Origin of the sequence: Hyphomonas sp. CACIAM 19H1, assembly GCF_003325995.1 — a bacterium.
Classification (GTDB): Bacteria; Pseudomonadota; Alphaproteobacteria; order Caulobacterales; family Hyphomonadaceae; genus Hyphomonas; species Hyphomonas polymorpha.
Window position 1 is genome coordinate 3,413,137 of the sequence record NZ_CP016437.1, and the last position, 15,245, is coordinate 3,428,381.

Consider the following 15,245-nt stretch of genomic DNA (forward strand, 5'->3'; position numbering starts at 1 on the left):
CAGATAGGCTGGGCGCCGTTGGGGGCGCCTGGCCCGCCGCGTCTGTCGCATATTTCCGGGAGCGCTGCCAGTGGCATTTTTGTGAAGGATGGGAGAGGGACTGCTTAACCCTCTGGCGCGGGCCAGCTTCATCAGGCCGCGAGATTGCCCGTCACCCCCAGCGCAATCAGCACCTGGCCGCCGAAATAAAGCCCCCAGACGGCAAGCGAGGCGGGGATGTTGGCCGGCCCGTCCTTCGGGTGGCGGAAGAGGAGAAAGGACAGGATAACATCTGAAGCGATGAACATCAGCGCGCCCAGCGTGGCGAGCCAGTAGGCGCCCGGCAGCGCGAGGGCAGCGGCCCCCATCATCAGGATCACGGCCGTGTAGAGGAGTACCGGCACGCGCATCTTCGGCTCTACCGAAGGCAACAGCCAGCGCGCGAAGAGGACCCCGCCGACCACCAGCGCCGCCTGCCCGGCCTTTACCGGCCAGGTCCAGCCGCCCTCCCCCAACTGCCAGAAGAGGGGCACATAGGCAGCATGGGCCAGGAAAAAGGCCGCCATGCCCGGCAGCAGCCAGCGTTCCGCCTTGCCGGCCAGGAAGGCGTCTCCCACCGCGCTGAGCGCCAGCGCCGCGACCAGCAGCACCGGGCCGCCCATCAGGAAGGCCCAGACTGCCAGCAAGGCCACCGAGCCGGTTTTCACCAGCAGGCCGGCCCGGCCTTTGTTCCGATAGCACCAGACCGCCCAATAGGCGGCGCCCAGAACCAGTGATGTAATGAATATCCCCGCCCCCGCCGTCATGGCTGTCAGCCGGGGTCCTTGACCGGCTCGGGCAGAGCCAGGAGCTTGCGGGCCAGGGCCCGGTGGCGTTCCTTGACGTGCATGCCCACAACGCTGAGCGCGGTGGCCAGGACCGTGGCGTCATCGGTAAAGCCGAGGCCGACGACCACATCCGGCACCAGATCGGCCGGCATGACGAAATAGGCCGCCGCGCCGAACAGAACAGCCTTGGCCTTCACCGGCGTCAGCGGATCCCGGGCGGCATAATAGGCTGCCGCCAGATCGTCGGCAAAAGGCAGCTTTCCCGCCAGCCGGGCCAGCTTGGGCACCAGGCCGCGCGCCAGGCGCTCATTGCGCTGAATTGTCTTGGGCAGGTAGATGTCTCCCTGCCCTTTGACCGTGTTTATGATTTCCGCTGCGTCAGACATTGCGCTCTCCTAGGGGCATTATAATTGAAGTCCGCAGTTTTCGAAAACAGGGAGGGCAGTGGCCCATGGAACTCAATTCTAACATCTCCGCCGTCATCACCGGTGGCGCTTCCGGCCTCGGCGCCGCAACCGCCCGCAAACTCGCCAGCTACGGCGTGAAGGTCGCTCTGTTCGACCTCAACGCTGAAAAAGGCGAAGCACTGGCCAAAGAGCTTGGCGGCGTCTTCTGCAATGTCAACGTCACCGACGAAGCCTCCGTCGATGCCGGCTTTGCCAAAGCCCGCGCCGCCATCGGCCAGGAGCGTATCCTGATCAACTGCGCCGGCACCGGCAACGCCATCAAGACCGCCAGCCGCGACAAGAATACCGGCAATATCGACCATTTCCCGCTCGATAAGTTCAACCTGATCATCCAGATCAACCTTGTCGGCACCTTCCGCTGCATCGCCAAATCGGCGGCCGGCATGATGAGCCTGGACCCGCTGCCCTGCGGCGACCGCGGCGCCATCGTCAACACTGCATCTGTTGCAGCAGAAGACGGCCAGATCGGTCAGGCCGCTTATTCGGCTTCCAAAGGCGGCGTTGTCGGCATGACCCTGCCGATCGCCCGCGACCTGTCGCGCGAAAACATCCGCGTCAACACCATCCTGCCGGGTATCTTCAACACCCCGCTGCTGGCCGCTGCGCCGGAGCCGGTGAAACAGGCCCTCGGCGCCCAGGTGCCGTTCCCGCCGCGCCTCGGCAACCCGGAAGAGTATGCGTCGCTGGCCACCGAAATGGTCCGCAACAACTACTTCAACGGTGAAGATGTCCGCCTCGACGGCGCCATCCGGATGGCTCCGCGCTAAGCGATCCGCCGATTGACCAGGAAAAGCCCGCGCTTCCGGCGCGGGCTTTTTCTTTGCCCTTGCGGCAGGGGATGCCAGTCTCCTTATCCGCGCTAAAACAGGGTCAAACAGATACTAGGAGGAGTAGGCCGTGGAGTTTGAAGAGGTTGTCCGCAGCCGGAGGAGCATCCGGGGTTTCCAGAAGAAGCCTGTGCCCAAGGCGCTGATCCGCGAAATCCTGGAACTGGCGATGCGGGCGCCGACCTCGCTGAACTCCCAGCCCTGGAATTTCTACGTGGTCACTGGCGACGTGCTCGACCGTATCCGGAAGGGCAATGTGGAGCGCAATGTGGCCGGCGTGCCCGATAGCCGCGAGTTCCGGATGGGCCCGGCCTATCAGGGCGTTCACCGCGACCGGCAGGTGGAGATCGCCAAGCAGCTGTTCACTGCCATGGGCATTGCGCGGGAAGACAAGGACGCCCGTATGGATTGGGTGCTGCGGGGGTTCCGCCAGTTCGATGCGCCTGTCTCCATCGTCGTGACCTATGACAAGGCGCTGCATGGCGGGGATATTCCGCCCTTTGACTGTGGCGGGGTGGTCAACTGCCTCGTCAATGCCGCCTGGAACCGGGGGCTGGGCTGCGTAATCAATTCCCAAGGCATCATGCAGAGCCCGGTGGTGCGGGCTGAAGCGGGCATTCCGGACGATCAGGTGATCCAGACCTGCGTGGCGATGGGCTGGCCGGATGAGAGTTTTCCGGCCAACGCGGTCGTCTCCCTGCGCAAATCGGTGGATGAAGCGGCCACTTTCCTCGGCTTTGATGACTGAAAACTGCGTTTTCCGGCTGCCCCCTGCCCCGGCGTGAGCGCTGGCGCGGGCCTGAATGGCCATTAAACTCGCGCTATCCAGTCAGGAGGAAAACACCATGGCGACAGCCTATATCGTAGCAGCGAAACGCACAGCCGGCGGCCGGAAGAACGGCGCCCTTGCCGAATGGCACCCCGGCGACCTCGGCGCGCAGGTTCTCAACGCCATTGTGGCCGAGACCGGCGTTGACCCGAAAGCGATTGAAGACGTTATCATGGGCTGCGTCTCGCAGGCCGGTGAGCAGGCTGGCCAGATCGGCCGCACGGCGGTGCTCGCCTCCAACCTTCCCAACTCCGTTCCGGCCGTCACCATTGACCGCCAGTGCGGCTCCTCGCAGCAGTCGATCCAGTTTGCGGCGCAGGCCATCATGTCCGGCACCCAGGATCTGGTGATCGCGGCCGGCGTGGAAAGCATGTCGCGCTGCCCGATGGGCATCAACGCCCGCGCCGGCAAGGTGTTCGACATTCCGACCGACCCGACGCCGCAATCGGTGAAGGAGAAGTTCGGCATCAAGCACTTCAACCAGTTCACCGGCGCTGAAATGATCGCCAAGAAATACGGCTTCACCAAGGAACAGCTCGACGCGTTCTCGGTGGAAAGCCATCGCCGCGCGGCGGCTGCCACCAAGGCCGGGGCGTTCGCCAAGGAACTCGTGGTCATCAAGGGCCGCAATGGCGAGGGCGCCGAAGTGATGCACGACAAGGATGAGGGCATCCGCTACGACGCCAGCATGGAAGCGATGGCGAGCCTCAAGATCCTGATGGAAGACGGCGTCATGTCTGCGGCCAATGCCAGCCAGATCTGCGATGGTTCGTCGGCTGTCATGATCGCGTCGGAAGCGGCGCTGAAGACGCATAACCTCACCCCGCTGGCCCGCATTCACAATGTTACCGTCACCGCTGGCGACCCCGTGATCATGCTGGAAGAGCCCCTCTTCGCCACCGACCGCGCCCTGCAGCGGGCCGGCATGAAGATCGGCGATATCGACCTTTATGAAGTCAACGAAGCCTTCGCGCCGGTGCCGATTGCCTGGCTGCAGCATACCGGGGGCGATCCGTCGAAGCTGAACGTCAATGGCGGCGCTATCTCGCTTGGCCACCCGCTGGGCGCTTCGGGCACCAAGCTGATGGCAACGCTGGTGCACGGCCTGCGCGCGCGCGGCAAGAAATGGGGCCTGCAGACGATGTGTGAAGGCGGCGGCGTCGCCAACGTCACGATCATCGAAGCGCTCTGATCCGGATACGGATTACACTGACTGGAGAAACGCCGGACCTTTCAGGTCCGGCGTTTTTCTTTGGGGGATAGCCTAACCCAGCATCGCCTCGGCAATCTGGATGGCGTTGAGGGCGGCGCCCTTGCGGAGATTGTCGCCGACCACAAAGAGGGCGAGACCGTTTTCCAGCGCGCTGTCCTTGCGCACGCGGCCGACGCTGACGGCGTCGCGGCCCGCAACGGCGAGCGGGTTGGGCACTTCGTCAAGCTCCACGCCCGGCGCCTTTGCCAGGAGGGCGTTGGCCTCGGCGGCGGAGACGGGGCGCTCGAACTCGGCATGGATAGCGAGGCAGTGGCCGGTCAGCACCGGCACGCGCACGCAGGTGCCTGATACCCGCAGATCCGGAATGCCGAGGATCTTGCGGCTTTCATCCCGCAGCTTGGCCTCTTCATCCGTATACCCGTCTTCGCCGAGCACATAGTTCAGCGGCACCACATTGAAGGCGAGCGGCACCAGCCACTTCTTCGGCGCAGGAAACGCCACCGCCGTGCCATCATGGGCGAGGGCCTCGAAATCGCCCGCCGCGGCAGCGGAGACCTGCCCGGCAAGCTCCTCGATGCCGGCCACCCCTGCCCCGGAGGCGGCCTGATAGGTGCTGGCGAAGAGGCGTTTCAGGCCCCAGGCATCATGCAGGGGTTTGAGCACCGGCATGGCCGCCATGGTGGTGCAGTTGGGGTTGGCGATGATGCCCTTGGGAAGGCTGGCAAGGGCGGCTGCGTTCACCTCGGCCACCACGAGGGGCACTTCGGGATCTTTGCGCCAGGCGGAGGAATTGTCGATCACCACGGCGCCGGCGGCGGCAAAGCGCGGGGCATACTGGCGGGAGGTTTCTCCGCCTGCGGAGAAGAAGACGATGTCGAGCCCGGAGAGATCGGCCGTTGCCACATCTTCCACGATCACCTCGCTGCCCCGGAAGGCAACCGGCTTTCCGGCCGAGCGGGCGGACGCAAACAGGCGCAGCGAGGCGAGCGGGAAATCCCGCTCGGCCAGAAGCTCGCGCATCAGGCTGCCGACAAGGCCGGTGGCGCCGACGACGCCGACGCGGGGAGGATTGGATCGTGAGAATTTCTGCATGGCTCTTCTCCAGTAAGGGACTTTGGAGCGGGAGAGCCGGTTTCCTTGAGATGGCCGTCCCGCGCCTTTGCGGGGACGTTGTTCAAGGTGGCTGCTGTCAGATCGCACACACCCGCAACGTCCCGCCGAGGCGGATCGTCTTTGGGGTAATAATAATGGCGGTCTTGTTCAGCATTGCGGGCGGACGGATATAGCGTGCCGCAGAGCTTGTAAAGCGGGCGGCCCGCTACTCCGTCTCGATTTCCGGATGGCGCACCTTGATGAGCCCATTGGACACCATTGTCATCACCACTTCGCCCTTCTGATTGTAGACGGTCTGGCGCGCCTTGGAGAGGCCCATATCCGGCCGGCTTTTCATGCGGCGCTTGGAGATGAGTTCCATCTCCACGCTGAGTTCGTCGCCGGGATAGACGGGCTTCACCCAGCGCAGCTCGTCAATGCCGGGCGAGCCGAGCGAGGCGGTCGGCTCACCGGTGCGGCCGGTTTCGACCATGATCCGCATGACCATGGCGCCGGTATGCCAGCCCGACGCCGACAGACGCCCGAAATGGGTGTTGGCGGCAGCCTCGTCATCAAGATGGAAAGGCTGGGGATCATATTTGCCGGCAAACTCGATCACCTCTTCGCGGGTGACCGTGTAGGTGCGCACGCCGCGCGTCACCGTGCCGACAACCAGATCTTCGTAATACTTCATCGCCCTGCCCTGCAATTGAACCACCTCTTTCCTGAAGCGGGCGGATGGGCCCCTGGCAAGTGTGACGCCGGGGAACCGGGCGGACCGGGCACGGCCAAGCCCGCTCCAAGGGGATGGAGCGGGCCGCCTCTCTGCCAATTTGCAATGCCGGGGGAAGCCGGACGAAACCCGCAGAAGCTGGTCCCTAGTTTCCGGTGCGCTGTTTCACGCCTTCTTCATCGGCAGCGGCGCGGTCTTCGGCGCTGAACTCCACCGCCGGGGCAGCGCCCTTGCCATAGGCGCGCGCCTTCTGGGCGAGGGCGTCCATCGACTCGTTCATGCGGCCCTGGCCAACCGCCATCGTCTTGGACGAGGACATGCCGACTGACTGCGCATCGCCGAAGCTGGCGAATTCGGCGCCGAGGAACACGACCTCCCAGCCGCGTGCCTGCGCCCGGTCCAGCGCGGCCTTGGCGCCTTCGCGGGTGAATTCCCGCGAGGAGTTTTCCAGGCCGTCAGTCATGATGACGATGACCGCCTTTTCCGGATTATCCGCTTCGGCGCGGGTGATGATCTTGCCGATGGCATCAAACAGCGGGGTCATGCCGCGCGGGCTGGCCTCGTCATTGGTGACACTCTTCCAGGCAGAGGGGTCTACCTTGTCGCGCAGCACATCGAACTGCATGCCGTCCTGATAGTCGAAGACGGCGACGGTCACGGCCGTCTTGATATCCGCCCCGGCAATCTCTGCCCCCGGAGCATCTGCCGCGAAGCTCTCGGCATAGGCATTTACCGATGAGAGCGCTTCGTCCCAGATGTTGGACATCGACCCTGTACGGTCCAGCAGGACATAGGATTGGACCGTCTCCGGCTTGGACGGCTTGAGAGGCACGACCTTGGCAGAAGCGGTGGCGGCCAGAGCTGCGCCGGCGGCGATGGCGAGGATGGAATGAATGAGTTTCATGCGGGCGTCCCTTCCCAGTTGCGTGTGGGGAGAAAGCTGCGCCCCGAATGCGGCACGTCTGTGTCACGATTCAGGAATAGAAAAGGAAAAGGGCCACCTTTTGAGGGGCGGCCCTTGTGAAACTGAACAGGCGTTCAGACTGAGGCGTTCCGGGAACGGATCACGCAAATCGCGGCGCGATCTTCAGATCCTTCACCCAGCCGATTTTCTCAAGGAAGAGGAGGACCGTGCCATTATAGTCGACGATCCGGTTCCAGATGCCCTTGCGCGGACGATGCAGCGCGCTTTGCGGCTCGTCATGGTGGTGATCGTGGAACGCTTCCCCGCCGGTCAGCAGCGCCATCATATGGTCTGCCCATACCGGCGTCTTGAGATGGCCGAGTACGTTGATGCCATAGACGGTGGCGTGGAACTGGATCGCGCGGCCGATCACGACACTGGCATGCAGCAGCGCGGTGAGCACCAGGGAGCCCCCTGCGGCCCAGACGATCAGATAGATCACGGCGGGAATGACGAAGTGGATGACAATGCTGATCTCGTTATAGAACCGGTCCATCCACACGATGACGGGATGCTGTTTCAGCCAGGCCGCCATCGGGCGGGCGGTGTCTTTCCGGTCGCGGAAGAGGATCCAGCCAACCCAGGCCCATCGTTTGGACTCGAAGGGGTTGTGCGGGTCGCCCGGGCCATCGGCAAAGCGGTGGTGCTGGGAGTGGTAGTTCACCCAGTCGCGCAGATTGCCCTGCATGGCGATGATGATGTTGAGCATGGTCAGCACCTGGGCGGGCCATTTCATTTCCCCGGCGCGGTGCTGCAGGATGCGGTGCATCGGCCCGATGCCGAGATTGCACCAGAATACCGAAAAGGCGATCACGGCGCCGGCCACCGGCAGATACCACCAATGGAAGGTCAGCTCGCTGACAAAGATGCCCAGCAGAACCATGGTGGTGAACAGAGCCACCCCCAGGACGGGGTAGCCAAAGGCCGAGAAGAAGCTCGGGATATCGAAGGTTTTCCAGTTTTTTGGGATCGCGGCGGAACGCGGGGTCATTTCAGTTCAGTCCTCTTCAGGCCGGCCAGATCTGGCGCGGCAGTCCCCCATATAGGTACGGCAATCTCGCTTTGGCTGCCTTAAGACAGGATTAAGACGTCTCGGGCTGCGGTTAAAGTTGTAATTGCGTCTCAACTGCGTTCCTTACGCGAGTGTGATCGCGGCGCCGCAAGGCAGGTGACGGCGCGGGGGCCGATCCGCTATGCGTGGACGGGACGGGATAAGGGGCTGACATGGCTGATGAGCGCCATCTGAAGGAATTGCAGCGGGTGGCCGAATTGCTGGGCCTGGAAGACGAGGTCAGCCAGGACACGTCTGAAGCGCGCCTGCCCTGCCCCCTGCATGAGGAATGTGTAGCCTCGGGCGACAATAACCTCATCCTGAACTGGCAGCGCCACACCTATCGCTGCGCCGGCACCGGAGAGAGCGGCCCTCTGCGCGACCTGGTAAAACAGCTTGAAGCCATCCGGGCGAGCCATCTTCTGCCCGCGCTCCGGGGGGAAACGCTTCCGGAACGCCCTGCGCCTGCCTCTCCTGCAGGCCCGATTGATGCGGAGTTTACCGAAGTCACTCGCGCGGCCAATCCGGTTCTGAAGACTGAAGCCAAGGTGCTGCAGCTCAAACCCGAGCAGAAGCTGCCGGCGCCCGAAGAGGTCCAGGCGGAGCGGGCGGAACGCCTTGCCGCGCTGAAGGCGCAGCAGGCCGAGAAGCGCCGGGGGCGCAGTGAGCGGGTCATCATTGGCGCCCTCGCCCTGATCTTCCTGCTGGCAGGGCTCGCCGCGGCCGGCCTGTCGGGCTTTGCCAATTATCAGGCCTTCTCCTCGACCGTGGCCGACCCGATGCAGGGGCGCATCTGGGGTTGGGCGGGGGTGATCGCCGCGATCATCTCCTTTGGCGGCTTCACCTTCGTCTACTGGCACGGGGCCAATCGCCGCTTCAAGGAAGCTGCCCGCGCGATGATCTTTGCCGCCGTTGGCGCCGGCGCCTCCATTCTGGGCACCGAGATCTACATCCGCGGCAATGCCGAAGCCTCGGCAGCAGCGGTGGAGACGGCCAGTTCCAACCGCGCGGTTCTGGAATCCCAGATTGCCGACTGGCGCCGCCAGCTGGAGGGCATTCCGCCGGAAACCCGGTCGGTTGAAGGGCTGGAAGCCTATATTTCGGAAGTCGAGCGCGTGGGGCGCACCGATCAGAAGCCCTACCGGGACGCGCAGAATGAACTGGGCCTCGCCAAGCGCCGGGACGAGCTTACCGCGCGGATCGAGGCGGCCAATGCCGAACTCCTCGGCCAGGGCTCCGGCAATATCCTGCTGCAGGCGGAGCAGCGCGCTTCCCTGCCAAGCTGGCTGTTTGCGGCGCTGCTGGAACTCTTCTCCAGCCAGGCAACATCGATTGGCTTTGTGGCGCTTCTTCTGCTGGCGGGGGGCCGGCAGAAGGCTGAAGACTAGTCCCTCTGCGCACCCGGCAGGGGGTGGAAAGCCTCATCCCTGCCGCGAAGGCGAAACTCATCACCGCGGCGCTCGATGTCCGGCAGGTTCATGACGGCCTTGGAGACGCCGCCGGGAATATCGGCCACATAATGAGGGGTGGCGAGCCCTGTGAGCTCATCGCGCAGGCGGCGCACCAGCGCCTGCCCTTCTTCCACCGGCACCCGGAAATGCGATGTGCCGGGCGCAGCATCCAGCTGATGCAGATAGTAGGGCTTGATCCCTGCACTGAGGAAAGCGCGCATCAGGTCTGCCAGCGCCTCGAAACTGTCATTCACTCCGCGCAGCAGCACGGACTGGGACACAAGTGAAATGCCCGCCTGCGCAAGGCGGCGGATGGCAGCGACCGCCTCGGGGGTAAATTCCCGCGCATGATTGGCGTGAACGGCCACGAAGATGGCCTTGCTCCGCCCCCGGATCGCCTCGACGAACTCCGGTGTGATCCGCTCCGGCGTGGTTACAGGCACGCGGGTGTGCCAGCGGATAAGCCTGACATGCTCAATCGCTTCGAGGCGGCGCGTGATCTCGCCCGCGCGCGCCGCTGACAGAACCATGGGGTCACCCCCGGTGAGGATGACCTCAAATATTTCCGGCCGCCCGGCAATATAGGCCAGGGCTGCGTCAAGTTCGGCCTTGCCCAGCGGGGCACCCTTTTCCGGCCCCACACGCTCACGCCGGAAACAGAACCGGCAATAGACCGGACAGGTCGAGGTGATCTTCAGCAGCGCCCGGTCAGGATAGCGATGCACGATCCCCGGCACCGGGCTGTGGGCCGCGTCGCCGATGGGGTCTTCGGTTTCGCCCGGCAGGGCGTTCAGTTCTTCCCCGGACGGAACATATTGCCGGCGGACCGGATCGTCCGGATCATTCCGGCCGATCAGCGCAGCCAGCGGCGCCGGCAGGGCAATCACATATTGCGCCGCCACGCGGGAAAGGACCTCCACCTCATCGGCCGCAATGAGACCCGCCGAGAGAAGGTCATCCGGGCTGCGGAGGGTGACCGGTTTCATGGGCGGGGCGCCTGTTCCAGAGCGGGCGGCGTCCAGAGCACATCCTGGATGGCGCCCGCCCCGCTTGCCAGCATCACCAGCCGGTCAAACCCGAGGGCAACGCCGCTTGCCTCCGGCATGGCGGCAACGGCTGCGATAAAATCCGGGTCCAGAGGATAGCGCTCGCCATACACCGCTTCCTTGAGATCCATTTCGGCCTGCTGGCGGATGACCAGCTGGCCGGCATCAGTGAGCTCGCGATAGCCATTGGCGAGTTCGACGCCGCAGGCATAGAGCTCAAACCGTTCGGCAAAGCGCGGATCATCCGGCGCTGGCCGCGACAGGGCCGCCTCGCTGAGCGGGTAGCGGTGAAGGAAGGTCAGCCGCCCCATGCCCAGATGCGGCTCGATCTTGGTAACGAGGATGGCCGAGAACACATCTGTCCAGGTCGCCCCTTCCGGCACACCGATGCCGGCATAGAGCGCAGCGCGCCGGAACGCAGCGGCGTCTTCCAGATGAAGGGTAAGGTCGATCCCCGCATAGTGATCAAACGCCTCGGCAAGGGTCAGCCATTCGGGCTCGGCGAAGGGGTCGCAGGTCTTTCCCTTCCAGACGAGCTGAGACGTACCCGCCGCCTCGGCGGCCGCTCTGGCGATGACGGCGCAGTCGTTCATGACATCGGCCAGAACCGCCCCTGCCCGGTACCATTCCAGCATCGTGAATTCGGGCGCATGCCGGACGCCCTCTTCCCGGTTGCGGTAGGCGCGGGCGAAATCGAAGAGGCGCGTCTCACCCGCCGCCAGCAGCTTCTTCATCGCAAATTCTGGCGAGGTGTGGAGGTAAAGTGTCCGGATTTGTCCGCCTTCTGTCACGTATTGCGTCTGGAAGGCGTGCAGATGGGCCTCATTTCCGGGGGAAGCGACCAGCGCGCCGCATTCTGTCTCCAGAAAGTCCTGCGCCTCAAACCAGCTTCGCAGGGCAGACTTGATCCGCCCGCGGGCCAGAAGATGGCGGCGGCGGCGGGCATGCTGCTCAGGACTCCACCACGCAGAAGCTTCCATAAGGCCTGTTCCTGGGGTCAAAAGTCTGCCGTAAACTGCCGGGCCGAAATGAAAAGCGACAGCATTCGGCTGGCCAAATGGCGCGGAGGCGGTATATAGCGGCCCTTTCGCTCTCGCAACTCAGGAACACCCCATGGCCGTTGAAATCGCAGCGGATATCCGCAGAGGCAACATCATCGAGTATACCGACGGCCAACTTTATGTTGTCCTCAAAGCGGAGTCCTTCCGCCCCGGCAAAGGCACGCCGACGACCACCATCGAGATGCGCCGCATCTCTGACGGCATCAAAGTTGTCAATACTTTCAAGACCTCGGACAAGCTGGAAAAGGCTTTCGTTGAGGAGGTGGAGCACACCTATCTCTATCCGGAAGGCGACAATTACGTCTTCATGAACTCGAGCAATTACGAACAGGTCGTCGTGCCCGGCGGAATGGTGGGCGATAGCGCCGCCTATCTGCAGGAAAACATGGCTGTCAGCCTGCAGATGTTCAACGGGGAAGCAGTGTCGATCACCCTGCCCCAGCGCATTACCGCAGAAATCGTGGAAACCGAACCGGTGGTCAAAGGCCAGACGGCCTCGGGCTCGTACAAGCCGGCGATCCTCGACAATGGCATCCGCATCATGGTGCCCCCGCATGTGGGCGTGGGAACCCGTGTGGTCGTCAACACCGAAGATGGCAGCTATCTCGAGCGCGCCAAGGACTAAACTTTTATCAATGAAATAATCTGGAACCCGATTCCGGGAACGCGCGTAGTAGAGTTGTAGCAACTTTTGCTATGCCATCTATCTTGTACCCTGAGCCGGTGCGGTACCCCGCACCGGCCTTTTTTTGCCCAAAATACATAGACCGTTGTTTTTGAATGGCTTTCCCATTCGGGCGCGCTCGGGGCCCGTGGAAATCATTCGTTAACTGTTGGGATCAATACTTTTCTCAGTTGCTCCAAAGAGCACGAAATGCGGCCCTGATCGCAAGACAAGATAGATTTCGCACCAAAAACCGATGGCGTTTCTCGCATTGCTTCACTGCGGGCAGTTCCGCCACCGCTATTGCGAAAGGATCTGGTCTTGACCTGCCCCTTGCCAGCACAGAGCCAATCCGCAAATGGAACAACAGCCATGCTCCTCCCTGAACATGCTGCAGATCCTGCAGGTGAGAGCTTCGTCCACCAGCTGGAGGCGATGGTTCCGCATATGCGGGTTTTCGCACGGAAACTCTGCCGCAATGATGATCTGGCCGATGACATGGTTCAGGAAGCGTGCCTGAAAGCCTGGGCGGCCCGCGACCGGTTCATCGCCGGCGCCCCGATGAAACCCTGGCTGTTCCGGATCATCCGGAATGCCTATGTGCAGCACTGGCGCCGGGCCTGGCGGTCTTCATCGCTGGACCCGTCAGATGCCGAAAAATTCCTTATCGCGGCGGATAATCAGGAATGGGCCAGCGATTTCCAGGTGATGCAGGAGGCTTTGCTGCACCTGCCCGACAAGCAGCGCGAGGCTCTCGTGGCCGTGCTCGCCGTGGGCTTCAGCTATGAGGAAGCCGGACATATTCTCGGCTGCAGCGAAGGGACGGTCAAAAGCCGCGTCAGCCGCGGACGGGAAGCCCTGGCGAGCCTCATGGACACCCCCCATTCGAAAAGCGGATATGACGAATCCGCCCCTTTCGAGCCCGGACAAGCCGCCTGAATGGATACAATAATGCGCCGGAAAACTCCGGGCCATTCCTTTCTGGATCAGCCCGGAGTTTCGCGGCGACGGGATTGTCAGGTTCCGCAGGCAGCGCCCATGCTTCTGCACGGACGATGATCCGGCATACGCATGCCCATGACAGCCATGCACCGGACCTCGCCGACCTCGACTGGGATGGGATCCAGGTCGGGCGGCGTGGGATACCGGAAAGACTGCGCAGTATGCGGCTTGGGGGGACTAGCGTCGCAGCGCGTCCTTCCGGTATCCCTTTCAGTACGCGCTTCCCGCAATCTGGTTCCATTCAAGGACACAAAAAAATCTCAACAGGGTAGTTCTCAATGTTAACGGACCGGGCGGGAAAGCGCGCCGCAAAGCGCTTAAAACCGGGCCGGCCGCACGAAGTATGGATAACCGCCTTGTGCATATTTCCGGGGCGGAGAGGCGACGCTTGCCCCGGCTGCGGCCCGATCCATTTTATTCCGTGGACCCGTGTTATGGTTCTGTAAATTCAGAGATGAATAACTCTTCTCCCGATCATGGACAGCAGGAGAGAGCTGTCCCTGCCGCAGCCGGAGCTGGCAATGCGTGTAGTGCTGATAGATGATGACCCGATGGTGCTGGAAACCATCACCCTGAGTTGGCCCGACCCCGCCGACCAGTTTGACACGTTTGAGTCCTTCGAAGCGCTCAAGACCCTTCTTTATGCGCCGGGCTTTGCCGATGTGGACTGTGTGATCCTTGATCTTCAGCTGCCGGATGCTTCGGGATCGCAGATCCTGACCGAAATCCGCAGGATCAGCGATGTGCCCATCCTCATGCTGTCAGGATGGGGGGACACGGAGTTTCGGGCCGACCTGATCAATCGCGGCATTGATGACTATGTTCTCAAACCAGCCAGCGCGAAGGAGCTGCACGCGCGCGTGAGCCGCCTGACGAAACGCGCTAAAGGCCAGCCTGCGGCTGAGTTGCCAGATACCATTGCCATTGGCGAGGTGAACTATCTGCCAAAGGAACGAGGTTTCCGGCACGGCCTGCAGTTCACGGAGCTTACCCATGCCGAAGCCAGGCTGATTGAAGCCCTGATCGCTGCCGGCGGCAGGCCCGTTCTCCGGAACGACCTTTACCATCAGGCTTTTGGCCGGCCTTACAGGGAAGGAGAGAAAGTTCTGGAGACCTATATCAGCCGCCTTCGGCAGAAGCTTGATGAGCTGGAAAAGGGCTCTGGCAGCTTCCTGCAGACCGCCCGCGGGATAGGATACCGGCTGGCGGCGGGAGCCCTCTAGCCGCCCGGCGCGCCCCCTCTCTGCACATCTGAAAGCTTCCGGATGAGTTCGTGGCGCTCATAGGGTTTGCGCAACATCTCGGCGTCCGGCACCAACGCGCCATTGAAGCCGATCTCTCCTGGAACATATCCGGATGTGTAGAGCACTTTGAGACCCGGACGGCGGCGGCGGGCCTCCAGGGCCAGCTCCAGACCATTCATCCCGGCACCAAGAACAACATCCGTGAACAGCATGAATATGCCGGGATCTGCCTCAAGCATGACCAGCGCCTCTTCAGCGGATGCCGCCAGAGATACCGTATAGCCAAGCGCATGAAAATTCTGGGCGGAATGCTCGCGCACCAGGGGGTCATCCTCGACGATCAGCACATTTCCTGTTCTGGACAAGTCCGGCTGGGCGACATCCTGCGGGGAGAAGAAAGTTGCCCCGCCATCTTTCGCAGCCCTTGGGAAGAACAGTTTGACCGAAGTGCCCTCGCCCAGAGAAGAGCTGATCAGGATATGACCGTCCGACTGGCGGGCAAAACCGTAGACCATGCTGAGACCAAGCCCGCTGCCCTTCCCCGCAGCTTTGGTCGTGAAGAAGGGCTCGAAGGCGCGCCGCTGAGCTTCCTCTTCCATGCCTGCGCCGGTATCGGAAACAGTAACACAGACATAGTCTCCGGGCGGCACGCCTTCCCGCGTTGATCCCGATCGCCCGCGTACCTTGATGTTCTCTGTTTCAATCGTCAGCGTACCGCCTGATGGCATGGCATCGCGCGCGTTGAAGGCGAGATTGAGAAGGGCCACATCGAACTGCCCCGGATCCACCTGAACA

16 protein-coding genes are annotated in these 15,245 nt (G+C 62.8%); 7 read left to right on the forward strand and 9 right to left on the reverse strand.

Annotated features, from left to right (window positions below; translation table 11 throughout):
- Positions 1-131 precede the first annotated feature (131 nt).
- Together BBF93_RS15865 and BBF93_RS15870 are read right to left on the reverse strand one after the other, a co-directional pair.
- Entirely contained in the window at positions 132-785 is a 654-nt protein-coding gene (locus tag BBF93_RS15865) for a lysoplasmalogenase (RefSeq protein ID WP_051612262.1), read from the reverse strand.
- Between the two features lie 5 nt (positions 786-790).
- Positions 791-1,192, reverse strand: a complete 402-nt coding sequence (locus BBF93_RS15870; RefSeq protein WP_051612263.1) for a YkvA family protein — start codon at positions 1,190-1,192, stop codon at positions 791-793.
- 65 nt (positions 1,193-1,257) lie between these two features.
- Between BBF93_RS15870 and BBF93_RS15875 the strand changes: the two genes are divergently transcribed.
- From BBF93_RS15875 to BBF93_RS15885, 3 genes are all read left to right on the forward strand, one after another.
- Positions 1,258-2,040: an SDR family NAD(P)-dependent oxidoreductase gene (locus tag BBF93_RS15875; protein WP_035595002.1), complete on the forward strand. Its 783-nt coding sequence runs from the start codon at positions 1,258-1,260 to the stop codon at positions 2,038-2,040.
- 130 nt (positions 2,041-2,170) lie between these two features.
- Positions 2,171-2,848 carry a nitroreductase gene (locus tag BBF93_RS15880; protein WP_035595005.1) on the forward strand — a complete coding sequence of 226 codons (678 nt, stop codon included), beginning with the start codon at positions 2,171-2,173 and terminating at the stop codon, positions 2,846-2,848.
- Positions 2,849-2,945: 97 nt separating this feature from the next.
- Entirely contained in the window at positions 2,946-4,121 is a 1,176-nt protein-coding gene (locus tag BBF93_RS15885) for an acetyl-CoA C-acetyltransferase (RefSeq protein WP_035595008.1), read from the forward strand.
- A gap of 72 nt (positions 4,122-4,193) precedes the next feature.
- On the opposite strand, the gene BBF93_RS15890 is transcribed toward BBF93_RS15885, so the two are convergent.
- The 4 genes from BBF93_RS15890 to BBF93_RS15905 form a co-directional block, all read right to left on the reverse strand.
- Complete coding sequence (locus BBF93_RS15890) at positions 4,194-5,234, reverse strand: aspartate-semialdehyde dehydrogenase (protein ID WP_114106561.1); 1,041 nt, start codon at positions 5,232-5,234, stop codon at positions 4,194-4,196.
- 226 nt (positions 5,235-5,460) lie between these two features.
- The gene (locus BBF93_RS15895; protein WP_035595013.1) at positions 5,461-5,928 is read right to left on the reverse strand and encodes a MaoC family dehydratase; all 468 of its coding nucleotides are present in this window, start codon (positions 5,926-5,928) and stop codon (positions 5,461-5,463) included.
- Positions 5,929-6,112: 184 nt separating this feature from the next.
- Positions 6,113-6,871, reverse strand: coding sequence for a vWA domain-containing protein (locus BBF93_RS15900; RefSeq protein ID WP_035595016.1), 759 nt, complete (start codon positions 6,869-6,871; stop codon positions 6,113-6,115).
- 160 nt (positions 6,872-7,031) lie between these two features.
- Complete coding sequence (locus BBF93_RS15905; RefSeq protein WP_035595019.1) at positions 7,032-7,922, reverse strand: stearoyl-CoA 9-desaturase; 891 nt, start codon at positions 7,920-7,922, stop codon at positions 7,032-7,034.
- 233 nt (positions 7,923-8,155) lie between these two features.
- On the opposite strand from BBF93_RS15905, the gene BBF93_RS19590 reads away from it, so the two are divergent.
- Entirely contained in the window at positions 8,156-9,370 is a 1,215-nt protein-coding gene (locus tag BBF93_RS19590) for a hypothetical protein (protein WP_162786598.1), read from the forward strand.
- Here the strand turns inward: BBF93_RS19590 and BBF93_RS15915 are convergent.
- Entirely contained in the window at positions 9,367-10,419 is a 1,053-nt protein-coding gene (locus BBF93_RS15915) for a lysine-2,3-aminomutase-like protein (RefSeq protein ID WP_114106562.1), read from the reverse strand. The two genes, BBF93_RS19590 and BBF93_RS15915, sit on opposite strands and share 4 nt — an antisense overlap.
- On the reverse strand, positions 10,416-11,459 hold the full coding sequence (gene epmA, locus BBF93_RS15920; RefSeq protein WP_114106563.1) for an EF-P lysine aminoacylase EpmA: 1,044 nt from the start codon (positions 11,457-11,459) through the stop codon (positions 10,416-10,418). The genes BBF93_RS15915 and epmA overlap by 4 nt, the downstream gene beginning before the upstream one ends.
- A gap of 133 nt (positions 11,460-11,592) precedes the next feature.
- Between epmA and efp the strand changes: the two genes are divergently transcribed.
- From efp to BBF93_RS15935, 3 genes are all read left to right on the forward strand, one after another.
- A complete protein-coding gene (gene efp, locus BBF93_RS15925) occupies positions 11,593-12,165 on the forward strand; it encodes an elongation factor P (protein WP_035595032.1) in 573 nt (190 codons plus the stop codon).
- A gap of 411 nt (positions 12,166-12,576) precedes the next feature.
- Positions 12,577-13,143, forward strand: coding sequence for an RNA polymerase sigma factor (locus tag BBF93_RS15930; RefSeq protein WP_114106564.1), 567 nt, complete (start codon positions 12,577-12,579; stop codon positions 13,141-13,143).
- 584 nt (positions 13,144-13,727) lie between these two features.
- On the forward strand, positions 13,728-14,429 hold the full coding sequence (locus tag BBF93_RS15935) for a response regulator transcription factor (RefSeq protein ID WP_162786599.1): 702 nt from the start codon (positions 13,728-13,730) through the stop codon (positions 14,427-14,429).
- On the opposite strand, the gene BBF93_RS15940 is transcribed toward BBF93_RS15935, so the two are convergent.
- Positions 14,426-15,238, reverse strand: coding sequence for an ATP-binding protein (locus tag BBF93_RS15940; protein ID WP_162786600.1), 813 nt, complete (start codon positions 15,236-15,238; stop codon positions 14,426-14,428). The genes BBF93_RS15935 and BBF93_RS15940 overlap by 4 nt on opposite strands.
- Between the last annotated feature and the right edge of the window lie 7 nt (positions 15,239-15,245).

Excerpts from the sequence above, each read along its gene's own strand:
- BBF93_RS15890 (WP_114106561.1), bottom strand. The coding sequence starts at position 5,234 with ATGCAGAAATTCTCACGATCCAATCCTCCCCGCGTCGGCGTCGTCGGC.
- BBF93_RS19590 (WP_162786598.1), top strand. The coding sequence starts at position 8,156 with ATGGCTGATGAGCGCCATCTGAAGGAATTGCAGCGGGTGGCCGAATTG.
- BBF93_RS15865 (WP_051612262.1), bottom strand. The coding sequence starts at position 785 with ATGACGGCGGGGGCGGGGATATTCATTACATCACTGGTTCTGGGCGCC.
- BBF93_RS15870 (WP_051612263.1), bottom strand. The coding sequence starts at position 1,192 with ATGTCTGACGCAGCGGAAATCATAAACACGGTCAAAGGGCAGGGAGAC.
- BBF93_RS15915 (WP_114106562.1), bottom strand. The coding sequence starts at position 10,419 with ATGAAACCGGTCACCCTCCGCAGCCCGGATGACCTTCTCTCGGCGGGT.
- BBF93_RS15905 (WP_035595019.1), bottom strand. The coding sequence starts at position 7,922 with ATGACCCCGCGTTCCGCCGCGATCCCAAAAAACTGGAAAACCTTCGAT.
- BBF93_RS15895 (WP_035595013.1), bottom strand. The coding sequence starts at position 5,928 with ATGAAGTATTACGAAGATCTGGTTGTCGGCACGGTGACGCGCGGCGTG.
- BBF93_RS15930 (WP_114106564.1), top strand. The coding sequence starts at position 12,577 with ATGCTCCTCCCTGAACATGCTGCAGATCCTGCAGGTGAGAGCTTCGTC.
- BBF93_RS15900 (WP_035595016.1), bottom strand. The coding sequence starts at position 6,871 with ATGAAACTCATTCATTCCATCCTCGCCATCGCCGCCGGCGCAGCTCTG.
- epmA (WP_114106563.1), bottom strand. The coding sequence starts at position 11,459 with ATGGAAGCTTCTGCGTGGTGGAGTCCTGAGCAGCATGCCCGCCGCCGC.
- BBF93_RS15885 (WP_035595008.1), top strand. The coding sequence starts at position 2,946 with ATGGCGACAGCCTATATCGTAGCAGCGAAACGCACAGCCGGCGGCCGG.
- efp (WP_035595032.1), top strand. The coding sequence starts at position 11,593 with ATGGCCGTTGAAATCGCAGCGGATATCCGCAGAGGCAACATCATCGAG.
- BBF93_RS15875 (WP_035595002.1), top strand. The coding sequence starts at position 1,258 with ATGGAACTCAATTCTAACATCTCCGCCGTCATCACCGGTGGCGCTTCC.
- BBF93_RS15935 (WP_162786599.1), top strand. The coding sequence starts at position 13,728 with ATGCGTGTAGTGCTGATAGATGATGACCCGATGGTGCTGGAAACCATC.